This window comes from Methylomonas sp. 11b (genome assembly GCF_000515215.1).
Classification (GTDB): Bacteria; Pseudomonadota; Gammaproteobacteria; order Methylococcales; family Methylomonadaceae; genus Methylomonas.
In genome coordinates, this window is record NZ_KI911557.1 from 906,329 (window position 1) to 923,722 (window position 17,394).

The following is a 17,394-nucleotide window of genomic DNA, read 5'->3' on the forward strand; positions in this document are numbered from 1 at the left end:
TTGAAGGGGTGATCATCGATTAGTCGGCCAGCAAGATTTTAAGCCCGTGTGGCTGGGGCTGCGAGGCTTTTTCCAAAGCCATGTTGGGACGCGGATAGTATTTGGCGAGCCCATTCCAGTCAAACGTTTTAACAGTGCTGCCTTGAGCCTACGTGATGGCAGACTTTAACATCGGAAGTAGTTGCACGTTGAGTGATGATTGCAGTGTTCATTTTTTGTGTAACGGTTTGAGTCAGTATTTTGCCATGTTAGCAAACTCGGCCGGCAATGGGTTCGGAACGATCATAGCCCTACCCCGACCGGAAACGCCGTCTTATCCACCACGCGCCGCAACACGAAGCTGGAATGCACCCCGGTCACGCCGGGAATACCGGTGATGCGTTTCAACAGCAATTCCTGGTAGGCATCCAAGTCCTTGACCATAACCTTGAGCTGATAATCGGCGGTCTGGCCGGTGATCAACAGGCATTCCATCACTTCCGGAATGCCGGCAATCGCCGCTTCGAAGGTGCTGAAACGTTCCGGCGTGTGTTGGTCCATCGAAATGTGGATCAAGGCCATCAGCGTCAGACCCAAGGCTTTGGCATCCAGCAGCGCCCGGTAGCCGACGATCAGGCCGCCCTCCTCCAACGCTCGCACCCGTCGCAAGCAAGGCGACGGCGATAAGCCGATGCGATCAGCCAACTCCTGATTGCTGATGCGGCCATCGGCTTGCAGGATGTTCAAAATTTGCCTGTCGTAGCGATCCAGTTCCATAAAATACCCGATATTTACATATTAAAACAATTAAATAAACAATATTCCAGTTAGATAGCAATATTCTATCAATGATTTGTGTTTTATATGGCATAAACGCAATCGCCTAGCGGACGGTTTGGCTTATCTTATCGGCATCCCATTGACCGAGAGCATTCAGCCATGTTGACCAATCCTTCTTGCAAATACCATCCATTCCCACCTGTGGCGCTTGCCGACCGCCGATGGCCCAATCGCACAATCAGCCAAGCGCCGATCTGGATGAGCACAGACTTGCGCGACGGCAACCAAGCCTTGTTCGAACCGATGAACGCCGAACGCAAATTGCGCCTGTTCCGCACCTTGTGCGGCATCGGTTTCAAGGAAATCGAAGTGGCGTTTCCGTCGGCCTCGCAGACTGATTTCGATTTCGTGCGCCGTTTGATAGACGAGGCGTTGATCCCCGAAGACGTCACCATCGAAGTGCTCAGCCACGCCCGCGAACCGTTGCTCCGCCGAACCGTCGAAGCCCTGCGCGGTGCGCGCTCGGCCATCGTGCATATCGTCAACGCGACCTCCCCACCGTTTCGCGAACTGGTATTGGGCATGAGCCGGGCCGAGGTATTGGCGATGGCCGTCAATGCGGTGCGGCTGGTCAAACAATTGACCGCCGAACAGCCGCAAACCCAATGGCGCTTGCAATACAGCCTGGAAACCTTCAGCGCCACCGAACCGGATTTCGCCGTCGAGTTTTGCGATGCGGTCAGCGCCGCCTGGGGCGCGACACCGGACAACAAGATCATTCTGAATTTACCGTCATCGGTGGAAACCGCGACGCCGAACGTCTACGCCGACCAGATCGAATGGGTGCACCGCCATATCGCCCGCCGCGACAGCGTCATCCTCAGCGTGCATCCGCACAACGACCGCGGCACTGCGGTAGCCGCCGCCGAACTGGCGTTGATGGCTGGTGCCGAGCGCGTCGAGGGTTGCTTGTTCGGCAACGGCGAACGCACCGGCAACGTGGATTTGGTGACGCTGGCATTGAATCTGTATACCCAGGGCGTGGCGCCGGGCTTGGATTTTTCCGACATCAATGCGGTGGTAGGCGATTTCGAGGCTTGTACCGGCCTAAGCGTGCCGCCGCGCCAACCCTATGCCGGCGAGTTGGTGTTCACCGCATTTTCCGGCTCACACCAGGACGCGATCAAGAAAGGATTTGCCGCGCGGCAGCCAGATAGTGTCTGGAATGTGCCCTATCTGCCGTTCGATCCGGCCGACGTCGGCCGCGGTTACGACGCGGTGATCCGCATCAACAGCCAGTCCGGCAAGGGCGGCATCGCCCATTTGCTGGAAAGCCATTATGGCGTCGTGTTGCCGCGCCGTCTGCAGGTGGAGTTTTCGCAAATAGTGCAAGGCCATGCCGACCGCCAAGGCGGTGAAATCGGCGCGGGCCAGTTATGGCGATTGTTCGCACAGACGTATCTCGATGTGGCAAAGCCTATGCGTTATCTCGGCCATCAATTGTCCGAGCATTCGCAAGGACAAGGCATACAGCTGCAAATCGAATGCGACGGCGAACCGCGCGCATTGATGGGCGTGGGTAACGGACCGATAGCCGCTGCCATCCAGGCTTTAGGCTCGCTCGGCGGCGCAGTGTCGGTGTGCAGCTACGAGGAACGCTCGGTCGGCAGTGGCGGCGATGCCCAGGCCTGCGCCTTTGTCGAACTAACGGCTGCGAACGGCTCAACCGCCTATGGTGTCGGCCTGGACGGCAACATCGTCACCGCATCCATCAAGGCGCTGATCGGTGGCTGCAATCGCTTGGCCAAGGATACCGGCTGGCAACGCGGCGAGTTTGATAACGGCGGTTTTAGCGCGGATAGCACGCCAGCCGTAACCCCTACAGAGTGAAACAGGAGACAACATTGAATACTTATCGCAGGAATGCCCAGGATTACGCACAAAACTCGCAAGCCCAACAGTAATGGGCCGAAGAACTGATGGCAAAGCCCATATGGCTATGGTCTTGCTCGAGATTGAAGCGGAGAAATCGACAAAACGTTGGCCTGCATGGCCTGAAATAGCGAAGCGTTTTCGGAAGAATGGGAGGCCTTTTTCCGTGCGAGTATTCTTCGATATTCGCACGGCTTTCATGCTCAAATGCTTATCTGATTGTGTCAGTTCGGCCAAAATTCGCCAGAAGAAACGAAAATGCCAATTGCAAACATCCAGCCAATAGCAGGCATAGGGTGTGGTGATTTTACTAACCGCACGAATCGCGAACGATGCGGAGCACGTTGTTTACCGCATCCTCCGGGCTACCTTCAAACTGCTCCATACTTTATTTCTTTTCGTTTATTTTCCAAAATGCGGTTTATTTAAAATTAGTACGGTTAAAAATTAACCCTGATTTCCCCGTAAAAACTCCTACCCGCCAAGGGCAGGTCGTTGGGGATAGCGGCCGTGGGATTGCCGGCCAAGCTGGGTTCGCGGGCGTCCACGTCGAACAAATTCCGTACCGAGAACGCCACTTCGAAATGATCGTGGATATTCTTACGGCGCAAGGTCAGGTCGACCCAGGTGTAATCGTCTATGGCAGGGCGGTTGTCACCGGCGGCCCGTTCGCGACCGATGATCCATTTGGCCTGAGGGGTGAATTGCCAGTCAGGGACAAATTCCCAGATGGTGCGCAGATAGACTTGGTGATGCGGCGCATAGCCGGCGTCTTGTTGGGCTGCGTTGTCCGTGGATTTCTGATAGGAATAGCTTCCCGCCAGTTTGAGGTTGTCTAGGGCTTTCCATTCGGCCTCCAGTTCGCCGCCGTAGCCGGTCTGGGTGCCGGTGTTCTGCGCGGTGGAGGAAGGCGCTCGGGTGTCAGGTACGTAGCGGATGATGTCCTTCCACCAATAATTGAAGACATTCAATCCCAGCCGCAGCTTATCGTGGGGCCGGTAATCGAAGGCCAGCTCGATGGTATCCATAGTTTCCGGCTTAAGACCTGAATTGCCCAGCTGCGCCGGATTGTTCGTGGCATACAATTCCGCGAAATTCGGCGCGCGGAAGGCGCTGCCATACATGAATTTGGTGGTGAGGTCGTATCGGGTTTCCCACACCAGGGCCGCCCGCGGGTTTACCGTTTCGCCGAAGTCAGAATACCTGTCGTAACGCACTCCGCCGGTCAAGGCCCAATCCTTGGCGAATTTCCATTGGTCCTGAACGAAAAAGAAAAAATCCTTGCGGTCTTTTGTCGGCAAGAAGGTCGAGGAGGTACCTGAGACGTCTATCAGCGGTACACCGGGCATGAAAGGAATCGGAGTTCCCGTAGCCGGATCCACGCCGAAGTTTTGGCTGACCTTAACCTTGTAAATGCTGTCGTAGTTGATGCCGGCGCCGAATCGCAAGATGTGATTTTCAAATCCATTATAAATCGCCGACAGGTTGCCGCGGGCATGGCGTTCCCAGTTCTCCGGGTTGCCGATGTAGCCATTGGGAAAGGCTACCAAACCCACGGGATTGGCAAAATCGATCTGGCCGTTGGCGCCGATGGGCAGGCGAGCGCCGGGGGGAAACAGGGTCAGATTACGCTCGACAATCTGGCTGGTGTTCAGGTAGCTGAGTTGCCCCGTGACCTCCCAGTTATCGGCAAACTCGGCATTCTGATAGGTCAGGTCCGCATTCCAGCGGTCGCTGCCGTAACGATTGGTGGAATCCAGAGCCTGGGCGACACCGGCGCCGTTGCCAAAATTGCTGCGGTGCTGCAAGCCGCCGCGGAACCGCCAATGGTCGCGGGACAAATCCAGACGTGCGTCCAAATTGTCGCGCGACAGATTGACCGGACCGGGCGCCAGCGAGGCATGGGTGCCCAAAGCCTGGTCCAATTGGGTCTGCAAATCGTATTCGATAATGGATTTCTGCCCGGCAGAGGTGTGGTATTCCACGCTTGCGGCCACGTCGAAGCCGGCCCATTCGCCGCCGTGCAAGGCCCAGCCCTCGTAGGTGTCGAAACTGCCGACGCGGCCACCGACCTCCGTGCCTTCAATGTCCTGCTTGGTCTTGGTGATGATGTTAATCACCCCGGCGAAGGCATCGGCGCCATACACGGCCGACCCCGGCCCGCGCACCACCTCAATGCGGGCGATGGACTGTATCGGCATACCGCCCCAAATTTGCCCCCTATCGCCGGCAAACGAGTTGCTGATGGGTATGCCGTTAACCAGCACCAGAACCTGCGGGTTGAATGCCGAATGGATTCCGCGAAAAGTGTAAATGGGGTTGTAACCGCTATTGCTGCGCGCTACGTGCAAGCCTGGCACGGTTTCCAGCACCTCGTCGATGTCCGTCGCACCCATGGCCTTGATGTCCGCCGCAGTGACGACCGATGCCACCGCTGGCGCCTTGCTCACCGGCTGCCGAGTGCCGGTGGCGATGCTGACCATTTCCTCGCTGCCGTATATCTGTGCCAAGTCTTCTTCCTCGATAGACGATGCGGCCAGCGAGGCTGTCGCCCAGATCAATACTGGCGCGGCAGTCACAAGAGATACTGTCAAACTTTTCATCATGCCCCCTGCCGTGCAAAAGCGATTGCCGCTACTGAAAAAATAATGCGTCATCTACCTTGTCCACGCTCCCAATCATCCAGTGCGATCGAGTACTTCGCTTTACCAAATAAAATAGCTCGGTTCAAACCGCCCCTACTTTATTTCTTTTCCTGTATTTTCCAAAACTCGGTTTACTTAATCATAGTACGGTTAAAAGTTAACCCTGATTTCCCCGTAAAAACGCCTGCCGACTCAAGAGCAGGTCGGCGGCGGTAATCAGTCATCGTTTTGGTTTATGTCGATAATTTTCTCGATTGATGCGATTCGTGCCTCACCGCACCCGAATCGTTTGTCTGCTTTTATCTGCTTTTATCTGCTTTTGCAGGAATACTTTCCGTTTGAAAACTTGAAGCTGCGGCTGCTAGGGTCGGCTTTAATCAGGGACCAGCCGATACTATTTCGTAATCAGGCCATTCTGAGCGATTAGCGTTTTACGTTCTCACGCAGACCAACATTGACGCCGCCGCATTCATACACCCCATACTCCCAAAACCGCTTTCCCGGCTTGGTCGGGCCGTGCCAGCCGTTGGCGCGCAGTTGTTCGGCAATCAGGTAATTCATCAGGCCGTGGCCGACCAGCAGGACGTTGTCGTGTGCTTCCGCCAATTCGATCAGCCGGTTTGCGGCCTGTCGCGCCCGGCATTTGGCGAACGCATAAGCTTCGCCGTTTTGCGAGAAACCGGCCAACCAGAGCAATCGACAAACCGTCACCCACGCCGTAATGGGTAGCGCTATCGCGCCGCTGCCGAAATGCGGCAGCGCCGATTCGCGAAACAAGCTATCCGCCACAGGCAATTGGGCAAACCCCAACGCATGAGCCGATTCGACAGAGCGCGGCAAGTCACTGCACGCTACGTAGTTGGTATGGCGCAGCTCCGCCAAGGTTTCCGGCGGCGGCCGGTCGACGATGCCGGATGCGTCGTAAGCCTTGGCGATGGCGGGCAAATCCCTGCCGCGAGCCATGCCCGACAGTTCGACGGCCGGTTTGCCGTGTCTGATCAAGATGATTTGCATGTCAGCTTAATGTACCGATGTAACGGGCTTCGGCAGCGAAAAGTTTCAAAGTGCTCATGCGGCCCATTCCTACAAGTATTCACCTTGATGCTCGCGCACCATACGAACGGCCGGTTCTCGGATTTCCGATGAAGTTTGGTTTGACCTTTTCCGTCTCATTGCTCCTTTCTCTCAAAATTGGAGCCTCCAGGAAATCCGGGGCGATTCAGTTACACACGGGGCAACTCGATAAAGCGTTATTGTCATATAAACCCAGCAATATTTTGTTATGATCAGAACCGCATATGCAGACTGCTATCTGCCTAGAATATTAACCCGGCCCTTACATTCCCGGCATTCTTCGTTCCCGCGGGGCGAGCGCCTTTAGATCGCGAAGCAAACCATTTTAAGCGCTGGGCTATCTCCTTCGTGAGAGCGGCGATATTGACGGGTTGAATTAGTAATCGAGCTAAAGGGTTAGGCCTCTTGGGGAAAATGATTTTCAAGCGCTTATAAATTGGAGAAATACGTTATGTCTAAATTAAGATTTGTTGTTTCCACATTGGCGCTGGCTTGGCTACCCAATGCGCAGGCGGCCTACAGCGGTAGTCTGTCTTTCGTTCAACCTACCGGCACTGTCGTTGCGACCGATAACATTCCAGTTTGGTTGAAACTAAGTTTGGACGCCGTATCAGATCCCTTGGTTTATTCCAGCACGGGTGGCGGTACCCCGCCGTTTGGCATCAATCCAGCCAACTACCCAACCAACTTTTCTTATTACGATTCAAACACTAGCCAAAGCATCTACATAAACAATGGCGTACTCATCGCCGTGAATAGCATTTCTTTCAGTACCTCTATTGGTTGTAACGGTACATTTCTGGCCGATACCTGTTCTTCCGGACCTTACGAATTCAACTTCGACACCACTAGCCCGGACAGTATCCTCACCCAACAGAATATCGCCTTAAACCCTGGCGATAGCTTTGAGTATTTGCTCGGCAACTTTACCCCAACCAATGGCGCAGCCCCAGCCGGCAACTACGAGTTTTATGCATCGGGATTGACTATGTATTTTTACGGCACGGTTAGGGGCCCGAAATTGGATGAAAACGGTGCGCCGGTTCTGGATGGGAACGGCGATCCAATTTTGGTGGATTTTGTTAACGCTGAAGGGAGTCTGGAAATCGCCACTACAGCCTGTGCAGTCCAAACAGGCCCAACTTGCTCGGACATATTTGCGCGAACAGTCGTCGCAGCCCCCGTACCCGTTCCTGCCGCTTTTTGGTTATTTGGTTCAACCCTGCTCGGTTTTGTCGGCTACAGTCGTCGCGGTGTCGCCGCGCGGCTTGTCTAATCCTTGTTAATGCCTGATCTCTCTATCCCAAATATTATTAGCCGTCAGCCCTCGAATGTGTTGGCGGTTTCTTCAATGGTTGTCGCCAAGTAGGTCAGGTTGCGCGCTAGCGTTACCTGACATTTCCGCCGGTCGAAATGATGCCTTCTGATAATAAAGCATCCGTTTAAAACAAACGAGCATTTGTACCTCTGGAGTCTATTCTCTGCTACCATTCGGAGCGGTCAAGGCGGGATTGCTTGGCCGTAAATGGATTTCGGTTTTGCAGGGCAGCCTCAATGCATGATCGAGCAAACCACTATCGATGAGGCGCAATATCAGAGGGACCATAATGGACAAACTTACAGCACTTTCTTTAAGCATCGGCGTATTGGCTGGAGTCGCCACATTTTTGGCGGTGGGGCCGGCTAGCGGCGTGTTCTTTATCTGGGCCGCCACCATTGCCTGGGCAGCCTATTTTTTCTTGGGTGCGACCAAGGAAGCCTTGAAAAATACTATCGTCTGCGGGATTTTCGGCGTATTCATGGCCTGGGTAACAGCGATTATCTTGACCGGTATTTCGCCGGATACCGCCTTAGGTTTCCCGGCAATGGCGGCCATTACGGTAACTTTTGCGGTCGTGGTGATGTGTCTGGCCGCCAATTTTCCACAATTGGCGACCATTCCCGCCAGCGTTTTGGGCTATTCGTCTACATTCGCCTATTTATTGCAAACACCGGACAAGTTGACGCAAGAAGTCTTGTTCGGCGCGTCGCTGAGCAATCCTTTGCTGGTGATTTCGATCTCGATTGTGGTGGGCACATATTTTGGCCAGCTGTCCGCGCAATTAGCCGCCAAGTGGACCAAAGAGTAACCATGTTTTAGGCTGAACCGTCGGGGTTACGGGCAAACACCCACTCCGATTGTTCGGCGAAAATAGGCGGAAAGTAAAAACTCCGCCTAACCATCAAAAAATTTCGGTCATTTCATTATCGTTCCGCCCAGAACTCTCTGGCTCCAAACGAGGATTCTGAGAGCCGATTTCCCTCCCATGAGTTTGGCTGCTCGCAGACCCGGAATTAGCCGCAAATTGCCAATTCATTCTGTTTTAGGTGAAAATGGCAAGTTACGCATAGTTCAGTCTCTGCCGGAATAAGCAATCAGATTGCTGATAAGCCGCGCGACGGGCTTATGCACAAAGGCCATTGACTAAATGTCGCACGGGGTGTCGCTGTACCCTGTCTACGGCATTCACTTAGTCAGATACAGCTACAGGACGCATCGAGAATAACAAAAATCATGTCTACCCATTCAAGACACATCCAGTTAATGGATACCACGCTGCGCGACGGCGAACAAACCCAGGGCGTAGCGTTTACGCCGATGGAAAAAGTCAGCATAGCCAAAGCTTTGTTGCAGTTTTTGCGCGTTGACCGTATCGAAGTCGCTTCGGCGCGGGTTTCGGAAGGCGAGAAGGAAGCCGTCAGCCTGATCAATCAGTGGGCGCGGCAGGAAGGTTTTGCCGAACGCGTCGAAGTGCTAGGTTTTGTGGACCATACCCGCAGCGTCGATTGGATCAAATCGACCGGCGGCAGCGTGATCAATCTACTGGCGAAGGGCAGCGAAAAACATTGCCGCGAACAGCTCGGCAAAACTCTGGAGCAACACAGCGCCGATGTCCTGCAAACCATCGCCTATGCCCACGAGCAAGGCTTGAAGATCAATGTGTATCTGGAAGACTGGTCAAATGGTTACAAAGATAGCCGGGATTATGTTTACGGCTTGATGGAACGCTTGCAACAAGCCCCGATCAGTCATTTCATGCTCCCCGATACCTTGGGCGTGATGGCGCCGGACGAAGTTTTCGCCAGCTTTAGCGATATGTGCCAGCGCTACCCTGCCCTGCAATTTGATTTCCATCCGCACAACGATTACGGTCTGGCGACCGCCAATGTGATGGCGGCGGTGCGGGCCGGCGTCAGCGCGGTGCATTGCACCGTCAATTGCCTGGGCGAGCGCGCCGGCAACGCCTCTATCGCCGAAGTAGCGGTGGTGCTGCGCGATAAAATGGCGATGCAATTGTCCGTGGACGAAAGCCATTTGGTGCGCATCAGCGAGATGGTGGAGAACTTCTCCGGCAAGCGCGTTGCAGCCAACGCCCCTATCGTCGGCGCCGATGTCTTCACGCAAACCGCCGGCATCCACGCCGACGGCGACCAAAAAGGCGGTTTGTATAAAACCAAACTGGGGCCGGAGCGTTTCTCGCGGATTCGTAGTTACGCCTTGGGCAAGATGAGCGGCAAGGCATCGTTGAAGAAAAATCTCGAACAACTCGAATTGGATTTATCCGAAGAAGACCAAAAGAAAGTATTGGCACGCATCGTCAGCATCGGCGACTCCAAACAGACCATCACTACCGACGACCTGCCCTTCATCATCGCCGACGTGCTGGAAAGCAAGAGTTACCAGCACATCAAATTACTGGCTTGCTCCATCAACAGCGGCCTGGATTTACCGTCCACCGTCAGCATCCGCGTCGATGTGAAAGGCGAGAAACATCAGACCACCGGCGCCGGCAGCGGCGGTTTCGACGCCTTTATTGATGCCATCGGCAAAGTGCTGCCACATTACGATTACACCTTGCCGACCCTGGCCGATTATGAAATTCGCATTCCCAAAGGCGGCCACACCAGCGCCCTGACCGAATGCGTGATTACCTGGGATTGCGGCACCGAGCTGCGCAAAACCCGCGGCGTTCATGTCAACCAGGTGTTTGCCGGGATTTTGGCGACGATCAAATTGATCAACATTCAATTACACGAGATGACAGGCAATCCACAGACAACGGTGTAGATACCTTACCGTTCTGCGAAATCGCACCTTGCGGAGCCCAGGAATTCATGCGCCGCTGAACTTGGGACAGATAAAACCGGGCAACGGCTGGAAAACAGTCTTAAAATCCGCCGCTGGGTTCCGGAAAAACGCTTATCGTGGAAAAACAAAATCAAAACGGCAAGATGCACGGCTCGAATGAACAACCCCGGTTCATATCCGAGCCGCCAGGCCTCCGGCAACCATCGCCAACCGCCGAGCAAGTCGCACGAGTCCATCTGCTTTATTCCAATCTGCCTTTTTCCATCGGCATTAGCGGATTGCTTGCTTGCATCCTGATGTTCGTTTTAACGCCTGCAAGCAATTCCCATCGCTTGCTTGCCTGGTTCGGCATATTGAGCTTGGTTTTAATGGCAAGAGGCATACTGTTTGTTTTTTGGCGAAAACACGCTTATTCCAGAGGCGAAATCGACGATCTGGACGACTGGCTCCGATGGTTCCGCATCGGAACGATTGCCGGCGGGGTCGTTTGGGGCATCGGCGGCATCGTGCTTGCGCCGTTGGGCGATATAGGTCATAAGGTCTACGTATCCTTTGCGTTGGGCGGCTTGTGCGCCGGCGCCGCCTCGACCCTGGCGATCGACCGCCTCTCCGTAGTCGGCTTTTTATTGACGGTTCTGCTGCCGCAAATTGTTTTTCTGGCCTTACAGGACGATACGCTCTCCTATGGCATGAGCGCGATGGAAACCCTGTTTTTGCTGTTCCTATTGGCTAGTTCCAGACAAACGCGTCTGCACCTGGAGGAAAATGTACGATTGCGATTAAGGGCTACCGAAAACGAATTCCGATTGCGCCATATGCTGGAGAGCAGCCCAATCGCGACCTGCATCGAGGATGCCGTCGACGGCCGGGTGATTTTTGCCAACTTAAGCTACGCCTCGCTGATCGATACCACGCCGGATCGGGCCATCGGTGCCTTTACCACCGATTTTTATGCCCGTCCGGAAGAATATGCCGAGGTGATGGACAGGCTGAGTAAGGGCGAACACGTCACCAACCAACTGGTCGAGTTGCGTAGCCCAGGCGAACCTCACTGGATTAAGTGGACATTGACATCCTATTTTCCGGTGGAATATCAGAATAAATCGGCGCTTCTGGTTTGGTTCTACGATATTACCGACCGTAAGATTTCGGAAGACAGGGTTCAACATTTAGCCTATCACGACACGCTGACCGGTTTACCGAACCGCTCGCTGTTCCGGGATCGCCTGCAACAAGCCATCGCCACCGCCGAACGCGAACAAAGCGCGCTAGCCCTGATGTTCGTCGATCTGGATCAATTCAAACCGGTGAACGACGGCTACGGACACGGCATCGGCGACCTGCTGTTAAAGGCCGTTGCCGAACGCATTGGCCGCTGTCTGCGCAAATCGGATTCCCCGGCCAGAATCGGCGGCGACGAATTTGTCGTGCTGTTGCCGGCCATCAAAACCGAGCAGAATGCCTTGGAAATCGCGGAAAAGGTCCGGTACGAGTTAAGTCAGCCATTCGAGATCGAAGGCTTGACGCTAGGCATTTCGGCTAGCATCGGCTTGGCTGTTTATCCGGATCATGCCGATGAAATACAGCAATTGATCAATCGCGCAGACACGGCGATGTATTACGCAAAAAGCGAAGGCAGGAATTGCGTGCGTATCTACCGGCCCGACATGCGGGAACAAAATTGCTGACGCCAACGGCAATGACACCAAACGCAACATACTATTTATCGTTCCCACGCGGAGCGTGGGAACGATAAATGATTGCTCTAATTTGGCGCATCGTATCGTGGTAATTAGAATTATGTATCAACAACATCTCAAGCCCAGTTTATCCATAATAATCCGGGTTCAGGCAGTGAATGTCATTCTTATGTATTGATGGAGCGAAGCCATGAAAATCCTATTTCTGATCGGCTTTAGCATGTCCGTGTTTTTTCCGGATTCCCAGGCGCTGGCGGAACCTATGAAGTGCGTAGTGGAAGGAAAAACTCTTTACACCGACGATCAGGCCCGTTGCGTCAAGGGAGCCATCAAGCCCATCAATGGTAGTGTGCTAATGTCATCTTCTCCAAAGAAGGGTGTAGATGCACCAAATGGTAGCGCTAAACCAGGGCTTGACCTGCCGTCCGGGCTTGATGGAATTCTCCAGCATTTCGGCATCACCGAAAAGGAAGTAAAGGATGGTTGGCAAACAGTTATGGATGCACATAAACGAGGTTCTTGGAAGGCTCCTGAACTGCCTGATGATGACAAATAGTGCTGGCGATGGGTTGGTTTCCGTCGATCAATAGTTGACTACATTAGTATGAGGCAAGTACAGATTGGCGCGGCTTATCAAACATTGCAGAGCACGAATTGACTTAAACGCGTTCCGTGCGGATAGTTACCTCTCCGCACGCTACGAGCTAAATTTATGATCACAGGAAGTAAAACTATGTGGACGGAAAGCAAAGATATACTAGAGAAAATACGAGAAACAATTATAGATAATAATAAAAAAGATATGGCCATAGCCGTAGATAATATATTTTATCACTATACCAACTCTTCTGGACTGCTAGGAATATTTGAATCAAATAAACTTTGGGCAACACACTTCAGGTTTTTGAATGACTCGTCTGAGTTTGAATATGGCATGGAAATTGTATTCGATGTTCTAAATGAATATCTTGATTCAAAGCTGATTGCCGAAGAGGAAAAAAAACGAATTATTGAAGTGTTCAAGCTACAGGGATCGTTATTCAATCATAATAACGCTTACATAGCTTGCTTTTGCACCGATGGTGATCTCTTGAGTCAATGGCGAGGATATGCTGGTGGATCCGGTTATTCCATAGGATTTGATGGAAAATTGCTAACCAATAATATTTTTTTTGACGAGCTTAAAGATAAAACCAATATTAGATGGGATTTCGGTAGAGTCAGGTATGGTGACGAAGCAAAACAGTTCGTAAAAAATTTAATTCCTGATTGTGTGAATATTATTACAGATTATCTAATTGAATTCCCAGAAGGACTTAGTAGGACAAGGAGTGGTAAATCTGTAATAGAGGTTATTCCATCACTGCAATCGTTAAAATGGCTCTTTTATTACGTACCTTTTTTCTCAAAACATGAAGGCTTTCGTGAGGAAATGGAATGGAGACTTGTTGGCACACCAACCGGTATTCCTCAAACCAGATACAGAGCAGCAAGCATAGGCATGATTCCATATGTCGAGTTTGATTTTTCCGATGGATTTTTTACTATTCATCCAGCAAGATATTTTCCTGATGAATATTTAGATGAAAACAACATGCCTAAGAAGAGACGGGAAACTCCTTTTTCTAAAGATGAGTATAGAGAGATGTATGATAATCTATGGAAAATGGGTCCAGAGCAGGGAAAAGTCAATTATATTAAAAGAATTATCATTGGACCATCTTCTAACTTCGAACAACAAAAATATGCTGTTAACGATTTAATTAAACAATTGACGCACAGGTCTATTTATAAAGATATGCTTTCTCGCAGAATAGATTGCAGTATTAACAATTTGACGGAGGATTTATCGAAAATACCTGATGGGTTAAATTCTGGAGATTTGAAGCCTGAATATATGAACTCAATTAGAGTTGAAGAAAATTATGCCTATTTCTGCATGAGCGAGCGCTACATTGACCTTCCTAATATATGTCAGTCCATAATACCTTATAATGCATAATAACCATAATTAATACTATGAGAAAACATGCGAGCTCCTTGCAAACCATGCAGTTATTGTTTCGCTGTGAGCTGAAGAATTAGACCTAAATTAAGAATTCGACAAATTTTTAACACCAATTCAATACGCCTGCCCCCCCAAACTTTTCATAGTTCCCACGCTCCGGCGTGGGAATACAGCTGCGCTTCTCAAGCGGCGTACTGTCTAGGATGCTAGAGCGTCCACCGCTGTGTCCCCACACTGGAGCGCAGGGACAATAAAGACGAATGCATTGGCTGCGGTAAATAAGCCGACTACTGATTATCTGCTCGTCACCGCTTTACTTTTCTACTCGGCCGTTGAACAAATTTTCTCCCACGCCCAAGCTATTTTCTCGGTCATTGGACAAAATAACTCCAACGTTTTCGCTCTGAGTTTGAACGATGCAGTTCGGCGGGAGAATGATCGAGAAAAATGCTCGGACGTTTTGGTTTGGAGCCACAGCGTTTTAGAAAATTTCTCGATCATCCGAGCTCGGCGCTCGAGCAATGCAGTAATTTTCTTGATCGTTGGCGTCCGGAGCTCGGCCGTTCCGAAAAATTTCTAAAACGTTGCCGCTCTGAGCTCGAATGCTGGAGAAAATTACTCTGTTTCCCGGCATGGACGGCTTACTCAAGCCTTCCGAAACGATTCGGCTTCCCGGTAAATCAGACTAAAACGTCTATAAAGCCCGTTCCGGTCAGGTTTTGCCTGTCTTTGTCGAGCGAGCGGTTTTTCGGGGGAAGCATCGCAACCAATCTGATAAAATCCGCCGTTTAGTTATCGATCAAACATTCCCGATTTATCGCTTTAACCACTGAGTACTCACCATCCTATGAAAAATTACAAAATCGCAATATTGGCCGGCGACGGCATCGGCCCTGAGATTACTGCGGAAGCCGTTAAGGTTCTGAAAGTGATTGAAGAACGTAACGACGTAAGCTTCGAATTGTTGCCGGCTGCGTTCGGTGCCTGCGCGTATTTCGAATCCGGCTCGGCGTTTCCGCATCAAACCAAAGCCATTTGCGACGAGGCAGACGCGATCTTGAAAGGTCCAATTGGCTTGAGCCACGAAGACTCCAAGCGCATTCCCATCGACGAGCAGCCCGAACGCGGCGCGTTGCTGCCTCTGCGCCGCCGTTACAACACCTACGCCAACTTCCGTCCGGTGTCCTTGCCTAAATCGCTGGGGCATTTTTCGCCGTTAAAAGCGGAAATCATCGGCGAAGGCATTGATTTGGTGATTGTCCGTGAATTGGTCGGCGGCTTGTATTTCGGCGAAAAGGAAATGGGCGTCAACGATGCCGGTTTGCGTTACGTGCGCGAAACTCTGGAATACGACGAATCGCAAATTCGCCAAATCATGCAGCAAGCTTTCAAACTGGCTAGCAAACGCCGGAAATTGCTGCACAACATTCATAAAAGCAACGTGCTGAAATCCAGTGTGTTGTGGAATGAGGTGATGGAAGAAGTCGCGAAAGATTATCCGGACGTGCAAGTCGTGAATATGCTGGTCGATGCCGCCGCCACCGCGCTATGCCTGAAACCGACCCAGTTCGATGTGATGGTGATGGAAAACATGTTCGGCGATATTCTCAGCGACCAAGGCGGCGGTATCTTGGGCTCCTTGGGTTTGATGCCCTCGGCCTGTATCGGTCCGGATAAAGCCTATTACGAACCTTCGCACGGTTCGGCGCCGGACATCGCCGGCAAAAACATCGCTAATCCTTACTCGATGATAGGTTCGGTGGCGATGATGCTGGAAAACAGTTTCGACATGGAAGCCGAAGCCAAAAACGTCTGGGCGGCGATGCAGGGCGTATTTGCCGACGGCTACTCTACCGCCGACTTATCCAAACCCGGTAGCGGCGTGACTATGATCAGTACCGTCGAGTTCGGCGACAAAGTGGTTGAAAAGCTGCGCACTATGCCTAAGGTCTAAGCGGGCTTTTGGCTTTTAGACCTGAACACGATAACGGGCATAGTACGGTCCGTCCGGTATTATGCCCGTTAACGTCTTTGTGGCCGTGACAAGCCTAATGTGCGTTTTTTAAAAGCACGCGAAACGATTCCGGCTCTTCATGACTGTCGATTAGGGCGACATGGATAATGCGCTTGTGGGAGGGAAACGCCAGCCGATACGACGACTTGGCGGCATTCAGCACACTGCTTTTGGAAGTCGTCGCTACCTTGCTTAACGGCTGACGCTTAGGCTTGCAGCGTTCATTGTCCCGCAGCCGCCGGTTAAATCCTGGTATGGTGATGCAAGAAAAAATCGATGATGGCATCGCTAGTCTGTTCCGGCCATTGCGCATGCGGTTTGTCGCCTTCGCAATACACGGTTTTTACGCCATTGGCGCAACCGGAATAGGCCACGCAACCGTTGCCTATCGTATCGGGAATCGGCTCGCATTTGTTACAGGCCGCCCACCAGCCGGCCGTTTGCTGCCCGTAACCCGGAAACAGCCGGTCCTTGCTGCTGTGCATGATCATCACCGGCAAGGGTTCCGGGCATTTGCGGTCGCGTAAGTCCTCATACGTTACGCCGGCGGCACTGGGGGCAATTGCTGTAGGAACGTGCCGGGTGCCGGTCATAAAGGCTAAAGCCATTGCCGAGGTGCCGCCATCGGAATGGCCGGTTACATAGACCTGTTTTTCATCGATACACCATTTTTTGGCCATCGCATGGGGGATCGTACCCAGTTCCACGGTCGTGCTTGGCGAAAGCTCGGGATGATCGGCATAAGCAACGATAAAGCCAGAGCGGGTAGCGGGTAAAGTGAATCCAGTCATCTTCTCCGTCTTGGCGCGATTCGCGCCCGCCGCTGAAAATACCAGTAATAAAGGATGGGCAATCGATGCATCATAATTCTTAGGGGTGCGGACGTTGTAATTTATGCCGTTTTCGGTTTCTTCCCCGTATGTTTCTCCGGCATCGCCACTCAATAGGTCCGGCTGGCAAGCGCCATGCAGCATATCCGGTCGGTAAACGGTTTGCCCGAGTTCCACCGGAACGCCGCTATGATCCAGCCAGAGCATGCCGACCAGCGCTATTACCGGCAATCCGAACAAGACTTTTTGCCAACGATTGCTTTCAAGAAGATAGGACTTTAACTGCGCGATATTCATTTTGAT

At 52.2% G+C, this 17,394-nt stretch carries 12 protein-coding genes; 8 read left to right on the top strand and 4 right to left on the bottom strand.

The window, feature by feature from the left end:
* Positions 1–282: 282 nt before the first annotated feature.
* A complete protein-coding gene (locus tag METH11B_RS0104275; RefSeq protein WP_026600953.1) occupies positions 283–756 on the bottom strand; it encodes an Lrp/AsnC family transcriptional regulator in 474 nt (157 codons plus the stop codon).
* 162 nt (positions 757–918) lie between these two features.
* Here METH11B_RS0104275 and leuA point away from each other — a divergent pair, with 162 nt between their 5' ends.
* On the top strand, positions 919–2,649 hold the full coding sequence (leuA, locus tag METH11B_RS0104280) for a 2-isopropylmalate synthase (RefSeq protein WP_026600954.1): 1,731 nt from the start codon (positions 919–921) through the stop codon (positions 2,647–2,649).
* Between the two features lie 482 nt (positions 2,650–3,131).
* Here the strand turns inward: leuA and METH11B_RS0104290 are convergent, their stop codons facing one another.
* Both METH11B_RS0104290 and METH11B_RS0104300 read right to left on the bottom strand, forming a co-directional pair.
* On the bottom strand, positions 3,132–5,348 hold the full coding sequence (locus METH11B_RS0104290) for a TonB-dependent receptor plug domain-containing protein (protein ID WP_026600956.1): 2,217 nt from the start codon (positions 5,346–5,348) through the stop codon (positions 3,132–3,134).
* Positions 5,349–5,759: 411 nt separating this feature from the next.
* A complete protein-coding gene (locus METH11B_RS0104300; RefSeq protein WP_026600958.1) occupies positions 5,760–6,350 on the bottom strand; it encodes a histidine phosphatase family protein in 591 nt (196 codons plus the stop codon).
* 511 nt (positions 6,351–6,861) lie between these two features.
* Here METH11B_RS0104300 and METH11B_RS0104305 point away from each other — a divergent pair.
* From METH11B_RS0104305 to leuB, 7 genes are all read left to right on the top strand, one after another.
* Positions 6,862–7,686 carry a hypothetical protein gene (locus METH11B_RS0104305; RefSeq protein ID WP_026600959.1) on the top strand — a complete coding sequence of 275 codons (825 nt, stop codon included), beginning with the start codon at positions 6,862–6,864 and terminating at the stop codon, positions 7,684–7,686.
* A 331-nt stretch (positions 7,687–8,017) separates the two neighbouring features.
* Positions 8,018–8,539, top strand: a complete 522-nt coding sequence (locus METH11B_RS0104310; RefSeq protein WP_020481413.1) for a DUF1097 domain-containing protein — start codon at positions 8,018–8,020, stop codon at positions 8,537–8,539.
* A gap of 425 nt (positions 8,540–8,964) precedes the next feature.
* A complete protein-coding gene (locus tag METH11B_RS0104315; protein ID WP_036275595.1) occupies positions 8,965–10,518 on the top strand; it encodes an alpha-isopropylmalate synthase regulatory domain-containing protein in 1,554 nt (517 codons plus the stop codon).
* A gap of 137 nt (positions 10,519–10,655) precedes the next feature.
* Positions 10,656–12,227: a sensor domain-containing diguanylate cyclase gene (locus tag METH11B_RS0104320; protein ID WP_026600961.1), complete on the top strand. Its 1,572-nt coding sequence runs from the start codon at positions 10,656–10,658 to the stop codon at positions 12,225–12,227.
* A 202-nt stretch (positions 12,228–12,429) separates the two neighbouring features.
* A complete protein-coding gene (locus tag METH11B_RS0104325; protein WP_026600962.1) occupies positions 12,430–12,795 on the top strand; it encodes a hypothetical protein in 366 nt (121 codons plus the stop codon).
* A 156-nt stretch (positions 12,796–12,951) separates the two neighbouring features.
* Entirely contained in the window at positions 12,952–14,241 is a 1,290-nt protein-coding gene (locus METH11B_RS0104330; protein WP_081733750.1) for a DUF2971 domain-containing protein, read from the top strand.
* Positions 14,242–15,094: 853 nt separating this feature from the next.
* Positions 15,095–16,201: a 3-isopropylmalate dehydrogenase gene (gene leuB / locus METH11B_RS0104335; protein WP_026600964.1), complete on the top strand. Its 1,107-nt coding sequence runs from the start codon at positions 15,095–15,097 to the stop codon at positions 16,199–16,201.
* Between the two features lie 302 nt (positions 16,202–16,503).
* Here the strand turns inward: leuB and METH11B_RS0104345 are convergent, their stop codons facing one another.
* Complete coding sequence (locus METH11B_RS0104345) at positions 16,504–17,388, bottom strand: alpha/beta hydrolase family esterase (protein WP_026600965.1); 885 nt, start codon at positions 17,386–17,388, stop codon at positions 16,504–16,506.
* Between the last annotated feature and the right edge of the window lie 6 nt (positions 17,389–17,394).